This window comes from Cupriavidus necator A5-1, from assembly GCF_000744095.1.
GTDB classification, from domain to species: Bacteria; Pseudomonadota; Gammaproteobacteria; order Burkholderiales; family Burkholderiaceae; genus Cupriavidus; species Cupriavidus necator_A.
Map to the genome: position 1 here is coordinate 2,053,451 of NZ_JQLI01000001.1, position 16,119 is coordinate 2,069,569.

At 62.5% G+C, this 16,119-nt stretch carries 13 protein-coding genes and 2 pseudogenes; 11 read left to right on the forward strand and 4 right to left on the reverse strand.

All coding sequences use genetic code 11. The features are described 5' to 3' along the window. Positions 1-562: 562 nt before the first annotated feature. On the forward strand, positions 563-1,105 hold the full coding sequence (locus K307_RS09075) for a Cache 3/Cache 2 fusion domain-containing protein (protein ID WP_042881693.1): 543 nt from the start codon (positions 563-565) through the stop codon (positions 1,103-1,105). A gap of 222 nt (positions 1,106-1,327) precedes the next feature. After that, positions 1,328-2,008, forward strand: a pseudogene (locus tag K307_RS09080) (transposase); the annotation flags it as partial. A gap of 259 nt (positions 2,009-2,267) precedes the next feature. Here the strand turns inward: K307_RS09080 and K307_RS09085 are convergent. Beyond that, positions 2,268-2,501: pseudogene (locus K307_RS09085) on the reverse strand (LysR family transcriptional regulator); the annotation flags it as partial. Positions 2,502-2,667: 166 nt separating this feature from the next. Here K307_RS09085 and K307_RS09090 point away from each other — a divergent pair. The 4 genes from K307_RS09090 to K307_RS45960 all read left to right on the forward strand — a co-directional run bounded on the left by K307_RS09090 (position 2,668) and on the right by K307_RS45960 (position 6,524). Beyond that, positions 2,668-3,735, forward strand: a complete 1,068-nt coding sequence (locus tag K307_RS09090; protein ID WP_042877654.1) for an alkene reductase — start codon at positions 2,668-2,670, stop codon at positions 3,733-3,735. A 10-nt stretch (positions 3,736-3,745) separates the two neighbouring features. Beyond that, on the forward strand, positions 3,746-4,570 hold the full coding sequence (locus K307_RS09095) for a pirin family protein (RefSeq protein ID WP_042877655.1): 825 nt from the start codon (positions 3,746-3,748) through the stop codon (positions 4,568-4,570). 54 nt (positions 4,571-4,624) lie between these two features. Next, positions 4,625-5,230 (forward strand): isochorismatase family protein, encoded by a 606-nt coding sequence (locus K307_RS09100; protein ID WP_042877656.1) that lies wholly within the window; start codon positions 4,625-4,627, stop codon positions 5,228-5,230. A 169-nt stretch (positions 5,231-5,399) separates the two neighbouring features. Then, positions 5,400-6,524: an FAD-dependent monooxygenase gene (locus K307_RS45960; protein ID WP_080744968.1), complete on the forward strand. Its 1,125-nt coding sequence runs from the start codon at positions 5,400-5,402 to the stop codon at positions 6,522-6,524. Here the strand turns inward: K307_RS45960 and K307_RS45965 are convergent. After that, positions 6,506-6,955 carry an antibiotic biosynthesis monooxygenase family protein gene (locus K307_RS45965; RefSeq protein WP_230625610.1) on the reverse strand — a complete coding sequence of 150 codons (450 nt, stop codon included), beginning with the start codon at positions 6,953-6,955 and terminating at the stop codon, positions 6,506-6,508. The genes K307_RS45960 and K307_RS45965 overlap by 19 nt on opposite strands. Positions 6,956-7,060: 105 nt before the next feature. Then, entirely contained in the window at positions 7,061-7,369 is a 309-nt protein-coding gene (locus K307_RS09110) for a DUF3175 domain-containing protein (RefSeq protein ID WP_419187111.1), read from the reverse strand. Positions 7,370-7,651: 282 nt separating this feature from the next. Between K307_RS09110 and ligD the strand changes: the two genes are divergently transcribed. Next, complete coding sequence (gene ligD / locus K307_RS09115; RefSeq protein WP_042877658.1) at positions 7,652-10,138, forward strand: DNA ligase D; 2,487 nt, start codon at positions 7,652-7,654, stop codon at positions 10,136-10,138. Positions 10,139-10,574: 436 nt separating this feature from the next. Here the strand turns inward: ligD and K307_RS09120 are convergent, their stop codons facing one another. Then, on the reverse strand, positions 10,575-11,243 hold the full coding sequence (locus tag K307_RS09120; protein ID WP_042877659.1) for a GntR family transcriptional regulator: 669 nt from the start codon (positions 11,241-11,243) through the stop codon (positions 10,575-10,577). 330 nt (positions 11,244-11,573) lie between these two features. Between K307_RS09120 and K307_RS09125 the strand changes: the two genes are divergently transcribed. The 4 genes from K307_RS09125 to pxpB are packed head-to-tail and all read left to right on the forward strand — an operon-like array spanning position 11,574 to position 16,097. Beyond that, positions 11,574-12,860, forward strand: coding sequence for an MFS transporter (locus K307_RS09125; RefSeq protein ID WP_042877660.1), 1,287 nt, complete (start codon positions 11,574-11,576; stop codon positions 12,858-12,860). Positions 12,861-12,864: 4 nt separating this feature from the next. Further along, entirely contained in the window at positions 12,865-13,620 is a 756-nt protein-coding gene (locus K307_RS09130; protein ID WP_042877661.1) for a LamB/YcsF family protein, read from the forward strand. Positions 13,621-13,643: 23 nt separating this feature from the next. Further along, a complete protein-coding gene (locus tag K307_RS09135) occupies positions 13,644-14,456 on the forward strand; it encodes a putative hydro-lyase (protein WP_042877662.1) in 813 nt (270 codons plus the stop codon). A 27-nt stretch (positions 14,457-14,483) separates the two neighbouring features. Continuing rightward, positions 14,484-16,097 (forward strand): 5-oxoprolinase subunit PxpB, encoded by a 1,614-nt coding sequence (pxpB, locus tag K307_RS09140; RefSeq protein ID WP_042877663.1) that lies wholly within the window; start codon positions 14,484-14,486, stop codon positions 16,095-16,097. Positions 16,098-16,119 lie beyond the last annotated feature (22 nt).

A 16,119-nucleotide genomic window follows, 5' to 3' on the forward strand; every position in this document is an offset into this window, starting at 1 on the left:
GTGTTGCCGTCCTTCCACCGCCAGACGATGGCACCCGCTTGCATTGTGGATCAATGGCACTGGTAGCCCGGGAGCCTGGGACGCAGCATCGGCGACATCGCGAAGCATATGGCGCACCCAATTCCTCGACGGAAAGAACTGGAAATAGCTCAGCGGCCTGCACTTCCGGTCGGTTGGGCAGCAAGGGCACCAACGGGGCGCTGGGTCGACCAGGATCTGGCAACGGTCGCTCCAATGTGGTTGTAGTTGCAATCCATGTTCTCCGAGACCTGAAGTCAGGGGGAGATCGAACGTAACGCGCAAGAATTGCAGAATCGGCCAATGCCATGGCGTCGTCACTTCTGGGTGGACCACTGAGTTAAATCCGGCGTATTCCAAACTTATGCACTTGGCGATTTGTGGTTAATCCGCCATTTGGCCACATCCCAGTTGCAGAATGTTGCTGCGTCGCACACCGGTTTTGCCGCTGTCTATACTCCAACCGGACGAATTGGTGCTCCGCCCGGTCCCGGGGACGTTGCCGCCCCGCCTCGTCGGCAACGCTGACAAAATAGGGGGCACAATGGCAAAGGTAAGTCCCGCAGGTGCTATCAGGCGATGGATTGCCCTCGTAATCTATGCAATCGCGTTGCCGATCTTTGGCCCTGCCATGAGTCATGCGCAATCGCCAGCGAACGTAAAGCAGGCCATGGAGTCACTGAAGGCGAAGACGGCCAAATTGGGCGCACCGGGGGTTAAAGGAGAAGAGGCAGTTGCTGGAAAACCCGCACCAGCGTTGTACTTTGGTGCGACCAAGATGAACAATAACTTCGCCGTGGTTGACGAAGTCAAGAAGGAACACGGCGGCACAGCAACATTGTTCGTCAAGAGCGGCGATGACTTCGTCCGTGTGACAACGAATGTGCAGAAGGATGACGGATCGAGGGCGGTTGGGACCGTTCTTGATCCCAAGGGCAAGGCCATCGCCGCAATACGCGGCGGCGGTGCCTACTACGGTGACGCAGATATCCTCGGCAAGCCCTATATCACCGGGTATGAACCCATCCGGGATGCCAGCGGAAACGTCATCGGTATCTACTACGTGGGATACCCCAAGGCGAAGTAAACACGATAGTTACCCAAGATGGTTCGCGTCACCTAACAGTGACGCGCTTTTTTTGCCCAAAGGATGGACCTTCCGACCTTCCAGCAAGGTAACCCATCCAGACCTTTCTGGTTGACCATAGCGTTTGCATCTTGCGAGTGCCGCCGCTTCCCGTTTCGCCTGTTGCCCCAATCGTGCCACCGGGGACCGGGAACACCCGGTTGCGGCGATGATGGTGTTCCAGCTTTTCTGCTTTCGCACGGTGTCCGCTACAGCGGCAGAGCCGACTGGGAGCCGGCGCACCGGCGCTGGATCAGTGCCTTTGCATTCGACACCGTGTGGCAACAACTTGCCTTTGACGAATATCGGCGCGCCATTGAGGATCGAGTCGCGCAATGCAGCCGTCTCGAAATCGCCTTGCGCGAAGCAGTGGTCAGCTGGCGCTTCTACCCGGCCGTACTGGGCTTGCAGGCCATGCGTGGCGTGCAGTTCACCACAGCGATCGGCATCCTCGCCGAGTTGGGCGATCTCTCGCGCTTCGTGCATCCGCGCCAACTGATGGCGTGGCTCGGCGTCACGCCCGCCGAGCACTCATCGGGGGAAAAACGGCGCCAGGGCAGCATCACCAAGAACGGCAATAGCTATGCAAGAAAGTTACTGATCGAAGCCGCCTGGAGTTACCGCCACCCGGCACGCGTGAGCCCCGAGATCCAACGCCGGCACGAAGGTATCCCCAAGGCTATCGTCGACCGGTCTTGGGACACCCAGGTGCGACTGTGCCGGCGCTATCGGAAACTAGCCGCGCGCGGCAAGAACCCCAACACTGCGGTAGTTGCGGTGGCCCGCGAACTGAGCGGGTTCATCTGGGACATCAGCCAGCTAGCCATGTCGCTAGCCGTGCCGAACGAAGCGCGGGCAGTGTAACCAGCGCGCGGTATCAACCTATCTGACACCCCATCGGTAGAGCCAGTTTCCTGAAGGCGGCGTAGCCCGGCACACGAGCAACCCGCGCGGAGGCTAAGCAATGGAGTTGATTCCGACTTGCGGCATTAGATAGCGGCAGGCTCATTGGGCGGACCTCTGTAATGCGGTAGCCAACCCGCGGATATCAGATCCTATGTAGTGGGGAGACCGACGCACTGATGCCTAAAATCAGCGTATCAACTGGCTCAAAGGGGACGATGATCCGCGCCTCGTCGACGATCCGCTTGCAGCGTTCGTAATAGAGCTGGCCGGCCTCGGTGAGCTCCACCTTTCGCGTTGTCCGATGCAAAAGCCGTAGCCCGATTGCCTTCTCCAAAGCATTGATGCGCCTCGATAAGGTCGAGTTCGGTATGCCCGTCGCCTCGGCGGCGCCTCGAAAGCTACGTATCTGGGCGACCTCGACAAACAAGGCCATGTCGTTCAGCAGTTCCACGGTGATTGCGCCATTTATGGATCAATGATTGCCAATCTACCATCTTTATCTCTCCCGTGAATCGATCCAAGATAGTACATCGCCTCTGCGTGCTGGGGCGGACGGTGGGCAAGCCGGTCTAGCGGCCCCCACGCTTCCGCACTTCTTTACCCTCAAGGACTTCAACATGAGCAAGCTTCTCACCCCCGTTCGCATTGGTCGCTACGTTGCGGCAAACCGCCTCGTCATGGCCCCGATGACCCGGTCCCGCGCGGGCAACGACGGTGTTCCCAGCGACATGACCGTTACCTATTACGCCCAGCGTGCCAGCGCAGGCCTCATCATCTCGGAAGGCGTATTTCCGTCCGCCATGGGTAAGGGCTACGTGCATACTCCCGGGATTGAGACGGAGGCCCAGGTTGCCGCATGGAAGAAGGTGACTGAGGCCGTGCACGCACGTGGCGGTCGCATGTTCATGCAGTTGATGCATTGCGGCCGGGTCTCGCATCCTTCGTTGCTCGATGGCGCGACGCCCGTGGCCCCTTCTGCCATCAAGCCCGAGGGGCAGGCATGGACGCCCGGTGGCCAAGTCGACTTCGTCACGCCCCGCGCACTGGGCCTCGGCGAGATCGCCGGCATCATCGATGAGTATCGCCAGGCCACCCGCCGGGCGATCGACGCGGGTTTCGACGGTGTGGAATTGCACGGCGCCTCCGGTTACCTGCCCGAACAATTCCTTTCGACGGGCAGCAACCAGCGCCAAGATCAATACGGTGGTTCCGTTGAAGGCCGCGCCAGATTCATGCTCGACGTGCTGGCCGCAATGGTCGCCGAGGCGGGCGCGGACCGTGTCGGCATCAAGATCTCTCCGGAGATGAACTACAACAGCATCACGGATGCCGTGCCGCAGGAAACCTACACCTATCTCGTCGACAAGCTTCGCGGAATGGGCCTGGCCTATCTGCATGTCGCCCTGTTCGGACCGAAGGTCGACTACCACGCGTTGCTGCGCCCGCTTTTCGACGGCGCATACCTGATCGGAAGCGGCTTGACGCAGGACAGCGCCGAAGCAGTGCTCGACGGGGGCAAGGCCGACGCCACCGTATTCGGCAGCGCGTTCCTTGCCAACCCTGACCTGCCGGAACGCTTCCGTCAAGGCGCCGCCCTCAATGCGCCGGACCGAGATACGTTTTTTGCCCCGCCCACCGCCAAGGGATACATCGACTATCCGGTGCTGGCTGCCGAAGCAGTCTAAGGAGTCAATCATGACCACCACCGCCCGCATGCAACGCGCTAACCGCGGAAGCCATTTCCGGGCATACCGCCTGCATGGCGCAGATCCGGCGCTACTTGATCCCTTCATGGGAATCGACCATGCGTGGATGAGCGCTCCAACGTTTCCGCCGCATCCACACGCCGGCTTCTCCGCGGTCACCTATCTGTTCCTCGATTCAGAAACAGGCATTGCCAATCGCGATTCGTTGGGCAATAGCGTGTTGATCGAGCCGGGAGGCCTGCATTGGACCGCAGCCGGGCGTGGTGTGATCCATGAAGAGAACCCTGCCGTATTCGGAAGTACAACCCACCTTCTGCAGATCTTCGTCAATCTCCCTAGGGAACGTCAGGAAGCCGCGCCGTTTGCGCTGACCCTGGCGCCCCAGGACGTGCCGGTGGTGCAGCAACCCGGTGCGCGTATCCGAATTCCCTTGGGGAGCTTCGGTGACGCGCGCTCCCCGCTGGTACCGCCGACCGATGTCACCTTGCTCGATATCTCGCTGGACGCAGGTGCAACGCTAGACCTGCCTTTGCCGGTGGGACATCAAGCCTTCGTCATGCCGATCTTCGGAAGCGCGGAACTCGATGGAGAGACCTTCGGACTGGACAGCCTCGATGTGCCGATCCTTGCTGCCAAGACTGAAGCGACGACATTCAAGCTCACCGGAAGGCACGGCGGAGCCAAGGTCGCAGTGTTCATCGGCCGCCCGTTGCATCAACCCGTTCTTTCGAATGGCCCCATGGCTTTTGCGAGCCAGGAGAGTCTGTCCGCAGCAACCGCCGCTTATCACCGTGGCGATCTGGGAAGCCTGTGAGAGCTGCCCAAACATCCGGGGTCTATGCCCCATTAAAAATGTAGGAGATTCATCATGAAGGTTGAACGATTCACGGCCGAAAATAGCGCCTTGCTGCTGATTGACCACCAGGTTGGCACGATGAAGCTGATCAAGAACATCGACCACGAACTTGCAGCCAGGCAGTCGATCGCGTTGGCCAAGATGGCAAAGATCCTGAATCTGCCCGTCGTGATCACGTCGAGCCAGGAAGACCGGGCCCAAGGCCCGATTCTTCCGGAGATCGCTCAGATCCTGCCGCAGGAACACGCGGCCCGGATCAAGCGCCCCGGCGTGGTGAACGCGTGGGCCTATCCAGACTTCCGCAATGCGGTGCTCGCCACCGGGCGGAAGAACCTGATCATGGCAGGCGTTACCACCGACGTCTGCCTGATCTTCCCGTCGATCGACGCTGCGCTCGAAGGCTTTGCGGTTCAGGCGGTGATGGATGCCTCGGGATCGCCCAGTGAGCTTTCCGAAGAGTTCTCGCGCCAACGGATGCATGACGCAGGCGTTGTACTCACTGCTACCAACACGCTCATGGCGGAAATCGCGCAGGACTGGTCGACGCCTGCTGGCCAACAGTTGATCGGCTTGTTGTTCAGCGATGTGTTCCCGGCTCTCGGCGCCAGCATCTCCTGAAGCCGAAGCCCGAACCTGTCGACCGAAGCGAGTCGCGTTCGGTCGACAGCACGGGCCCCGCTAGCCATGCGGGGCTGGTTTAATCAACCAAAGAATCATTCTTCTCCACGAGATCTCTTCAACCGACCATACTCGGCCGTAAGCGAAATCTCATGAGCGATCCCTCTCCATGAACGCCCCTCACGCGCGAATCGTCATCGTCGGTGGCTCACTTGCCGGTCTCACGCTTGCGTTGGCTTGCGCAGCAAGGGGCGTGCCGGTTCATGTTGTCGAGCGCTCGGCCCGCCGCGTGCAAGGTGGCGACAGTCTGAGTGTAGATCTTGCGGCGCTGGCAGCGACTGTCGGTCACGATCCGCGTTCGCATCCCATATTGCCCGTCGTACCCGCCTATCGTGATCGTCATCTGACCACCTGGCCGGCGCTGTATTCGTGGCTGCATGACCGCGCTGGCGAAACGCCGGGCATTCTCATTGAGGAAGGAAATTCCGTCGCATCGGTTGCAAACCTGGGTGATCGCGCGCGACTCCTCTTTTCGGACGGAACGGAAATAGTTGCCGACGCGGTGATTGGCGCTGACGGGTACCATAGCACTGTTCGCCAGGCCATCGCGCCAGATGCGCCCCTTGCACGCCATGCGGGTTACGTTGTGTGGCGGGGTCTGATTGATGAGCAGGTGCTCGGGCGACCCATCCCGTTGCCCTCGACCGGCGGATTGTGGATTGAATTTGTTGAGGGATATCGGTTGGTCGCCGCGGTGCTTCCGGGCCGCGATGGATCTCTCGAAGTCGGTCACCGCCAGGTCACCTTTGCATGGTTCGATGTGCACCGGGAAGCGTTGCTCCGCCGCACCAATCGGCTGACCGCAGATGGGTACCTAGTGGGGACACTGGGGCGCGGAACAATTGACGCCGAGGTCCGCGAGGAGTTGCTTGCACTTGTTCCGAGGCTTTGGCCCGCGACATGGGCAGAAGCGGTGGGTGTCGGAATCCGCTCGACAGACGTACTGAGTGGCGCCCCTATCGCTGAATATGAACCGTCGCGGCTATCGGCCGGCCGGTTGGCGATCGTGGGTGACGCCGCCCATGTCGTCTCACCCATGACTGGACGTGGCTTTGCGACTGGCGTAGAGGACGCAGCAGTCCTCTCGCGATTACTCGCTGACCAGCACGTCGGCGAACCGGTCTCTGCGCCCCTCGCGCGTTACGAAGCAGCAAGACTTCCTTTCGTCCGTGCGCTGGTGAATCATTCAAGGCGAATCAGCGCGGACTATCTTCGCTACGGAAGAGGGCCATGATCGGCACCGCCGGTCGCATGCGATCTCAACCATCCACCGCCAACATGGCTCCTCGATCCCGGGGGCCTGATTGGGTCCATCTTCCAAGCCAAGCCTACTCGGAACCTTCGATGGTTCTCACGACGCGGCAGTGAACGGCATTCGGCTTCAGCGATGGATCCACGGCGCGAATAGCCGCTTGCAGGCGTTCGCTCGCCCTCAGGATCTTCGGTGAAGCCTCGGAAAGAAGCCTCGTCCTCCCACTGCGCGTAATTGATTACATGGCGCCGATCGTGGCTGGCGTGGAAAGTCGAGGACATAAAATCGGGCCTGCGACGGACCCAGCGCTCGACCTCGCCAACGATCGCGGCGATCAGCGCGTCCTGTTTCTCGGCGCTCACATCGAAACGCACGATTTGGGTAAAGGTGTCGTCTTCCTTAATTTCCACCATGCTCTCACCTCTGCAACGCAAAGTTTTTTCGGCATCGTTAGTTTTGCTGTGGCACCTACGTGCTGGCCTACTCAAGGCCAACATAGCCGCTGCGCGCGATGCCTGCTATAGGACGTCGCCTGAAAAACGGCCGATGTCCCTTATCAGACTCGAACCAGTCATTGTTGCCGACGGTGGCCGCCCGAACGCTTGGCGCAGCTTGCCCTTGGCCCGCTCGAGCGTGGCGCGACGCTCCTTGGGCAGGTTACGGCCGGCGCGATTGATGTAGAAGTTGAGCATCGACATCGCCGACTGGAAAGCCGTGCCCTTGCGGCGCCGGCTGCTCGTCGCGGAACGCTTGAGCGAGGCGGCGATCTCCTCGGGATTGTCCGAGGCGAAAAGATGCGGTTCGAGGTCCAGCGCGTTGCTGTGCACGGTCACATCCCGCGACCAGCGCCGCACCTTCCTGCGCCTTTATTCGCGCGGCGCTTTGCTGGTCGGCGCGGGGATTTCGTGGCAGCCATCTCACGTTTCTCCTACAGCTTCATCGGCATCCGTTAAGCGTAGGCAAGTTTTTGCCATGCTGGCCGTTTCGGGGGCTGAGCCAGCGGCATGAAAGAAGCGGCACAAGCGGCACAGCAGCAACGTCATTGTTTGCTTTCCCGGCCGAGCGCGAGCGTCTTGGTCGGCTCCGATTCAGAGCGCTATGCTGAATAGATGGCACGAGACGCTCTCGATCAGTACCGCAGCAAGCGGGATTTCCAAAGCACCGCGGAGCTGTCCGCACGCAGCCGGGCGCACCGTAGAAATGCAAAACCGCTTCGCTTCGTGGTGCAAAAGCACTGGGCCCGGCGCCTGCACTATGACTTCCGGCTTGAACTCGATGGGGTGCTGTTGAGCTGGACCATTCCAAAAGGCCCAAGCTTCGATCCCTCGGAGAAGCGGATCGCTATCCATGTTGAGGACCATCCCGTCGAATATGCCGCCTTCGAGGGCACGATCCCCCCAAAGCAATATGGCGCGGGTTCGGTCATCGTCTGGGACAACGGGACGTGGGAGCCCATTGGCGAGCCCCATGACGGCATGACAGCCGGCAAGCTGGGATTTCGGTTACATGGTCAGAAGCTGGCGGGTCGATGGGAGCTGGTCCGCATTTCCAAACCGGGCGACGCCAGCGACCAATGGATACTGTTCAAAAAGCGTGACGAATGGGCCCGGCCGCTGGCCGAGTTCGATGTCATCACCGCTTTTCCGGACAGCGTCGTTGCGCATCCGCTGGGGCCGCTGGAGCCGTTAGGCGCAGTCAAGGGGCAAACTGCAGGCAGTGAGTCGGACTTGAGCGGCGCGGTGCCAGCGCAAACGCCGGCCCGCCTTTCGCCGCAGCTGGCGACGCCAACCTCGACGCTGCCGACGGGCGAGGGCTGGATTATTGAAACGAAGTTCGACGGATACCGCATGCTTGCCAAAATCGTCGACGCCAAAGTGCATCTCATCACTCGCGGCGGTCACGACTGGACCCGCAGGCTCCAGAGCCTTGCGCGGGAGCTGGAGAAGCTGGACATCTCGGAAGGGTGGCTCGACGGCGAGATTGTGGTCCTGCGTGATGGTTTGCCGGACTTCAACGCCTTGCAAAATGCGATGGACGGCCGCAACAGCGACGCGGTGGTCTACTTTGCCTTTGACATTCCTTACTGGGAGGGGCGCGATTTGCGCCGTGTGCCGCTCGGCGCGCGGCGTTCCCACCTGGCCCGGCTCATCGAAGGCAAGTCCGAGCGGGTGCGCTTCAGCGAAAGCTTCGATGCACCGGCGGCGCAGGTTTTCGAGGCGGCATGCAAACTTGGGCTGGAAGGCCTCATTCTGAAGCGGGCGGATTCCGCGTACACCTCGACGCGAAGCCCGAACTGGCTCAAGGCGAAGTGCAGGCTGCGCCAGGAATTTGTGATTTGGGGCTACTCGGATCGCGAGGGGGCACCTGAAGAAGTCGGCGGCCTTCTGCTCGCCGTGTACGACCAGGGCGAACTGCGCCATGTCGGCAACGTCGGCACGGGCTGGGACAGCAAGACGGCTGCCGCGCTTCGGGCCAGGCTGGCGAAGTTGCAGACCGATTCACCTGCCATCCCGGTAGCGCAGATCAAGCGTAGCCGCTGGGGACGCGGCAAGCCTGTCGCTCCGCACTGGGTCAGGCCCACGCTCGTTGCAGACGTGGAGTTCGCCGAGTGGACACCTGATGGCCAGGTTCGCGCGGCCTCGTTCAAGGGCTTGCGCAATGAGACGCCGGCAAGCGAGATTCGCAGGGAAGAAGTTGCGCCGGTCGACACCTCGGGGCGACACGGCGGTGTCAAGGTCACCCATCCGGATCGATTGATCGATCCATCGAGTGGCATCAAGAAGGTTGATCTCGTGCGGTACTACGAGAGCGTGGCTGTCTGGATGCTGCCACATCTCGCGGCGCGCCCGGTTGCGCTGCTGCGCGCACCAGACGGCATTGCGGGCGAGCTCTTCTTCCAGAAGCATGTCGAAGCGACGGCCCTGCCGGGGCTCACCAGGCATCCGGCATCGCTATGGCTCGGCCATGGCGCCTTGCTCAGTGTGGACTCCCCCGAAGCCATCATTGCGGCGGCGCAACTGAACGTCGTCGAGTTTCACACGTGGAATTCGACGGTTTCCCGCCTTGAGTGTCCGGATCGGGTGGTGTTCGATCTCGATCCCGGAGAAGGCGTACTGTGGCAGCACATCCAGGAGGCCGCACTGCTGGTGCAGACCTTATTGAGTGAACTGGGATTGCGGGCCTGGCTCAAGACCAGTGGGGGTAAGGGCCTGCACGTTGTCGTGCCACTGGCACCCAAACTGGACTATGACACGGTCAAGGACTTCTCACGAGCCGCCGTTCGTCATCTCGCCAGGGCCATTCCGCAACGGTTCGTCGCCAAGTCCGGGGCCGGCAATCGTATCGGCAAGATCTTCGTTGACTATCTGCGCAATGGCATCGGCCATACGACGGCGGCCGCATTCTCCGCGCGGGCGCGGCCCGGCATGGGGGTGTCGATGCCGATATCATGGGAGCAACTGCTGCAGCTCAAGAGTGCGGATCAGTGGAACGTGCGAAACGCCCGTGAACATCTCAGTTTCCAGGCCACGGATCCCTGGAATGACTTCTGGTCAACTCTTCAGGATTTGACTGAAGCGATCGAGCGTCTAAGCTGACGCATTGATACACCTTCGTTCAGGCCCGCCACGTCATCGCCGGCAGCGCGCGGGTGCGGCGGCATTGCCCGGCCCCGGTTTCCATTCCGCACTGGTTGGCCTCAAGGCAGTGGCGCATCGCTTCCAGCAGGCTGCCGTGAATTGGGTCTGGGCGCTGGCGACTATCCGCTGAACCAGTCGGACAAGGCCATCCGTTCACCGGCCCGCACGCTCAGGGGCTGCACGACGATTTTGACCTTTCTGCGCGCGCCGCCGGCCGACAGAGCCGGATTTCACGGTGATTGGCGAAATGGCCGGCCGTATTGATGATGCCAATCGCCGTCAGGCATTCGCCAGGATGCGCGACAGGAAGGCAGTCCTTTCGTCGGCGGTGCGGGGCACCCGCGTGTGGCGTAAAGAACCAGTCGGTCCAACAATCTTCATCGGGCACCAGCACTCAACGCCCCTTAAAAAGGGGGTGCCGGGCGCAGACTGACAGCACGATTCGCTCGGACTGCACCAGGTAGTCGTTGAGGGCCGCGGCACACTCCGCGAGCTTGCCCGACTCGAATAGCTGCAGGATGTGCTTGTTCATCTCGACATATGGACCATGCAGGAATTCCGGATCCTGCAGCAAGCCGAAAGCCAGGCGCAATTCAGCCAGCAGGTGGGAGAACAACACGTTCAGCCGCTCGCTGTCCGCCAGTTCCACAATGGCTATGTGGAACTCCATATTGGCAGTCCCCGCACCTTGCCAGTCGCCACTGTCGCGGCAGCGCAGTCCCATTTCCACAGCTTCGCGCATGTGCTTTTTGGCCGGATGGCTGGGGTAAGCCTGGGCGATGGCCTGGCACTCGATCATGCGGCGCACGCGGTAGATGTCAATGATGGCCGCGATGCTGGGAATGGCCACCGACACTCCGCGATTCGGTTCATGCTTCAGCAGGCCTTCCTTGGTCAGCACGCGAAAGGTCTCGCGCAAGGTATTGCGCGAGATCTGCAGGCTTTCGCTTAGTGCCGCTTCCGACAAGCGCTGCCCGGGCGCGAAGTCGCCATGCACGATGCGCTGGCGAATCTGCTCGGTGACCCGCTCGGCCAAATTTCTTACGTCAGAAGTGGATGTCATGTTGGCTTGAATGGGGCCGGCTTGGTGCCGGTATTTCCCCGTTCAGGGATGTTACTCCACTTTGTTCAACAATATGCACGAAATTGGTGCGACTTTGCCTCGCAATGTGCCTTAGGTGTATACCATGATCGATCAAATCCGAAGATTGTTGAACAATAAATGCATGGTGGTTGAGGGATACGTGCCGATAGATCAACATGGTATGTGTCTTGCTAAACAGCCCTGGAGTGCAGGCGCTGGAATAGGCTTTCGCTCGCTACCGGAACATCGTCGTGAAGACTGCGCGACGAGCCTTCTCCAAGCTTTGTCCCATCCAAAGTGAGCGTAACCATGTGGCTTAAAGAAACAACGCAGGAAGAGCGCAAGACGCTCTTTGCCGCCTTCGTCGGCTACGGGGTCGATGCATTCGACTACATGATCTACACCTTCATGATCCCCACCTTCATCCTGGTGTGGGGCATGACCAAGGCCGAGGCCGGCTATATCGCGACGGGCGCGCTCATCAGCTCGGCGGTCGGCGGCTGGCTGGCCGGCATCCTGGCCGACAAATATGGCCGCGTACGGATCCTGCAGCTCACCGTGCTCTGGTTCAGCTTCTTTACCTTCCTGAGCGGATTCACCCAGTCTCCCGAGCAGCTGTTCGTGACCCGCATGCTGCAAGGCCTGGGCTTCGGCGGCGAATGGTCGGTCGGTTCGGTGCTGATCGCCGAGATGATCCGTGCCCGCCACCGCGGCAAGGCGGTTGGCCTGGTGCAAAGCAGCTGGGCAGTCGGCTGGGGCCTGTCGGCGATTGCCTTCTGGGCGGTCTATGCCGCGTTCGAGCAGCAATACGCATGGCGCGTCCTGTTCTGGATCGGCGTGCTGCCGGCGATCTTTATCCTCTACATCCGCCGCAATATCTCCGAACCCGAGGTGTATCAGGAAACCAAGGCCAAGCTGGCCCGCACCGGGCAAAGCAATAACTTCATGCTGATCTTCAAGCCCGGCGTGCTGCGCACCACGGTGCTGGCCAGCCTGCTGGCGACCGGCATGCAAGGTGCCTACTACTCGGTGACGACCTGGTTGCCCACCTACCTAAAGATGGAGCGCAACCTGTCCGTGCTCAACACCAGCGGCTATCTGATGGTGCTGATCGCAGGCTCATTCGCCGGCTATCTGACCAGCGCCTGGCTGTCCGACCGCCTGGGGCGCCGGCGTTGCTTCATGCTGTTCGCAGTGAGCGCAGCCATCCTCGTGATCTGCTATACGCAGCTGCCGATCACCGACGCGGCGATGCTGCTGCTTGGCTTCCCCTTGGGCTTCTTCCTGTCTGGCATCTTTTCGGGCATGGGAGCTTACCTGACGGAGCTGTATCCGAGCCATATCCGTGGCTCCGGACAAGGCTTTTCCTACAACTTCGGGCGCGCGGTCGGCTCGGTGTTCCCGGCCATGATCGGGCATATGAGCGCATCGATGTCGCTGGGCGTGGCCATCGGCTATCTCGCTGCGGGCGCCTATGGGTTGGTCATTATCGCGTGCCTGCTGTTGCCGGAAACACAGGGACGCGAACTACTCGGCGAAACCGAGACTGGCACGGAAGGACCGGCTGACGCAGCAACTTCGCGGACGGTAGCCTGACACCATGCAAATCGACCTCAACAGCGATCTCGGCGAGAGCTTCGGCGCATGGAGCATGGGCAACGATGCAGCCATGCTGGAGATCGTCAGTAGCGCCAACGTGGCCTGTGGCTTCCACGCCGGGGATCCAGCCGGCATCCTGCAGACGCTCAAGGCTGCCAGGATCCGTGGCGTTGCGGTGGGCGCCCACGTTTCCTACCCCGACCTGCAAGGCTTCGGCCGCCGCAACATGGACGTGGCCAGCGCGGACCTGGTTGCCGATGTGATCTACCAGATCAGCGCACTGACTGGAATGGCCGCGACGGTCGGCGCCACCGTGCGCTATGTAAAGCCGCACGGCGCTCTATACAACACCATCGCCAGCGATGAACGCCAGGCGCGCGACGTGATCACCGCCATCCTCAAGGTCGATCCCGAGCTCACGCTGGTCGCGCTGGCGGGCTCGCCGCTGGTGGGTTGGGCGCGGGAGGCCGGCTTGCGCGTCGTTGCCGAGGCGTTTGCCGATCGCGCCTACACGCCGCAGGGCAAGCTGGTGCCTCGGCGGGAAAAAGGCGCGGTCCTGCACGATGCCTTGGAAGTGGCGCAACGCATGCTGCGCTTGGTGCGTGAAGGCACGGTACGGGCCATCGACGGCAGCGTGGCCCGCGTGGATGCGCAATCGATCTGCGTACATGGCGACAGCGAAGGCGCGCTGGAAATGGCGCGCGCCGTGCGCGAGGCATTAGAGCTCGATGGCGTGAAAATTTGCGCTTTCGCCTGATTCAAGGCATTGGAGAACCACTCATGCAAGATTCCGCACTGCAACGCGCCCGCATCGTCGCCCTGAACGCCGCACGTGAGGCGCGTGAAAGCTATCGAGCCGGCACCGTGCAGCCGACTGCCGGCATTGCACCGGGGATGACGCAAGCCAACATGATTGCGTTGCCGCGCGACTGGGCCTGGGACTTCCTGTTGTACGCGCAGCGCAACCCCAAGGCTTGCCCCGTGCTCGACGTGATCGAGGCGGGCGCACACCATACCGTGCTGGCCGAAGACGCGGACGTCCGCACCGACATCCCGCTGTATCGCGTATGGCGCGACGGCAAGCTGGTGGAGGAGGTGGCGGACGCCACGCCGCTGTGGGCCGAGCACCCCGACCTCGTGACCTTCCTGATCGGCTGCAGCTTCACCTTCGAGACGCCGCTGCAAGAGGCCGGCATCGAGGTGCGGCATATCGCCGACGGCTCCAACGTACCGATGTACCGCACCAATCGCCAGTGCCGCCCCGCCGGCCGGCTGCACGGCGAACTGGTCGTGTCCATGCGGCCCATCCCTGCGCATCGGGTTGCCGATGCGGTTTCCATTACCGGCCGCTTCCCGTCGGTGCACGGCTCGCCGGTCCATGTCGGCAACCCGGCCGCGCTGGGCATTGCCGACATAGCAAAGCCCGACTTCGGCGACGCCGTGCGCATCGAGCCGGGCGAAATCCCCTTGTTCTGGGCCTGCGGCGTCACGCCTCAAGCGGCCGTGATGGCGTCCCGCGTGCCGTTTGCCGTGACCCATGCGCCGGGCCACATGTTCATTACCGACGTGCCTGACAGCACGTACCACGTCTAAGACCGCCGGTCGTTTGCGGAGCTCGTTTTGCGTTTCCTGCCCGTTACCTCGAATGCACTGCTGGTGGAGCTGGCCGACCTGGACCAGACGCTGGCCTTGCTGACCTCGCTGCAACGCGATCCTCTTCATGGCGTGGCGGAACTGGTGCCCGCCGCGCGCACGATTCTCGTGCACTTCCGCGTGTCTGCCACCAGCGCCGCCGCGCTGGTGCGGGCCATCGCCGCGCGCGACCTGTCGCAGCGCGTCGAGCGCAGCAGCATCCTGGTCGAGATCCCGGTGCGCTATGACGGCGAGGATCTGGCCGAGGTGGCGCAGCTGCTTGGCATCACGCCCGAGGAAGTCGTGCGCCGCCACACCGGCAGCGAATACACCGTTGCTTTCACCGGCTTCGCTCCCGGTTTTGCCTACCTGAGCGGCGGCCATCCCAGCTTCGACGTTCCGCGCCGCAGTACGCCGCGTACGCGCATTCCCGCCGGCGCCGTAGGGCTGGCGGGCACCTTCAGCGGCGTGTATCCGCAGGCCAGCCCCGGCGGCTGGCAGATCATCGGCGTGACGCCCATGGCCATGTGGGATTTGGATCGCGAACAGCCTGCGCTGCTGCAGCCCGGCTATCGCGTGCGTTTTGTCGATATCGCCACGCGCGATGGCGTGGTGGATGCGGACCGCGCCATCGCCGCTGACGCGCCGGCGCGCCAGCCGTTGCCGGCAGCTAAGGCGCCCGCTGCCGCGGCGCTGAAAGTGAGCGGAACCGGCTTGCTGACTGCATTCCAGGACTTGGGCCGGCACGGCCAGGCGGGGCAGGGCGTCTCGGCCTCCGGCGCGATGGACCAGGCGTCCCTCAAGACCGCCAACCGCCTGGTGGGCAACCGCAGCGATGCCGCAGCGCTCGAGACCATCGGTGGCGGCTTGCAGCTGCGGAGCATGGGCGAAACCGTGCTGGCGGTCACCGGCGCCGATGCACCGCTGACGGTGCGCACGGCCGATGGCCGGCAATGGAGCGTCCCGAACCACCAGGCCGTGGCGCTCGCCGATGGCGACACGCTGAGCATCGGTCAGCCGCGCGCCGGGGCGCGCTGCTATGTGGCGGCGCGCGGCGGGTTTGCTGTCGCGCCGGTGCTGGGGAGCTACGCCACCGACACCCTGGCCAGGATCGGCCCCGCGCCGCTGGTCGTGGGCGATGTGCTCGACCTGCGACCCGCGCCGGCCGGCGCCGTCGTGGGCGCCCCCGAGCAGCCTGCCGCCGACCTGCCCACCGTGGAGCAGGAGGTCGTGCTGGACGTGGTGCTCGGCCCCCGCACCGACTGGTTCACTGCCGAGTCCGTGGCGCGCCTTGCCGCGCAGCGCTGGCAGGTCACCCCGCAATCCAACCGCGTGGGCCTGCGCCTGGCCGGCGAGGTACCGCTGGAGCGCGCCATCACCGGCGAGCTGCCAAGCGAGGGCACAGCCCTCGGCGCGCTGCAGGTGCCGCCCAGCGGCCAGCCCGTCCTGTTCCTGGCCGACCATCCGCTGACCGGCGGCTATCCCGTGATCGGCGCCGTGGCACCCCATCATCTGGATCGTGCCGGCCAGATTCCGGTAGGCGCCTGGCTGCGTTTCAATCCGATCGGCGCCTTTCAAGAACTGAAACCGTCTGCCGCCTGAGCGCGCACACGCACCAACAGAG

Excerpts from the sequence above, each read along its gene's own strand:
- K307_RS09135 (WP_042877662.1), top strand. The coding sequence starts at position 13,644 with ATGCAAGATTCCGCACTGCAACGCGCCCGCATCGTCGCCCTGAACGCC.
- K307_RS09130 (WP_042877661.1), top strand. The coding sequence starts at position 12,865 with ATGCAAATCGACCTCAACAGCGATCTCGGCGAGAGCTTCGGCGCATGG.
- K307_RS09100 (WP_042877656.1), top strand. The coding sequence starts at position 4,625 with ATGAAGGTTGAACGATTCACGGCCGAAAATAGCGCCTTGCTGCTGATT.
- K307_RS09090 (WP_042877654.1), top strand. The coding sequence starts at position 2,668 with ATGAGCAAGCTTCTCACCCCCGTTCGCATTGGTCGCTACGTTGCGGCA.
- K307_RS09095 (WP_042877655.1), top strand. The coding sequence starts at position 3,746 with ATGACCACCACCGCCCGCATGCAACGCGCTAACCGCGGAAGCCATTTC.
- K307_RS45960 (WP_080744968.1), top strand. The coding sequence starts at position 5,400 with ATGAACGCCCCTCACGCGCGAATCGTCATCGTCGGTGGCTCACTTGCC.
- K307_RS45965 (WP_230625610.1), bottom strand. The coding sequence starts at position 6,955 with ATGGTGGAAATTAAGGAAGACGACACCTTTACCCAAATCGTGCGTTTC.
- K307_RS09075 (WP_042881693.1), top strand. The coding sequence starts at position 563 with ATGGCAAAGGTAAGTCCCGCAGGTGCTATCAGGCGATGGATTGCCCTC.
- ligD (WP_042877658.1), top strand. The coding sequence starts at position 7,652 with ATGGCACGAGACGCTCTCGATCAGTACCGCAGCAAGCGGGATTTCCAA.
- K307_RS09125 (WP_042877660.1), top strand. The coding sequence starts at position 11,574 with ATGTGGCTTAAAGAAACAACGCAGGAAGAGCGCAAGACGCTCTTTGCC.
- K307_RS09120 (WP_042877659.1), bottom strand. The coding sequence starts at position 11,243 with ATGACATCCACTTCTGACGTAAGAAATTTGGCCGAGCGGGTCACCGAG.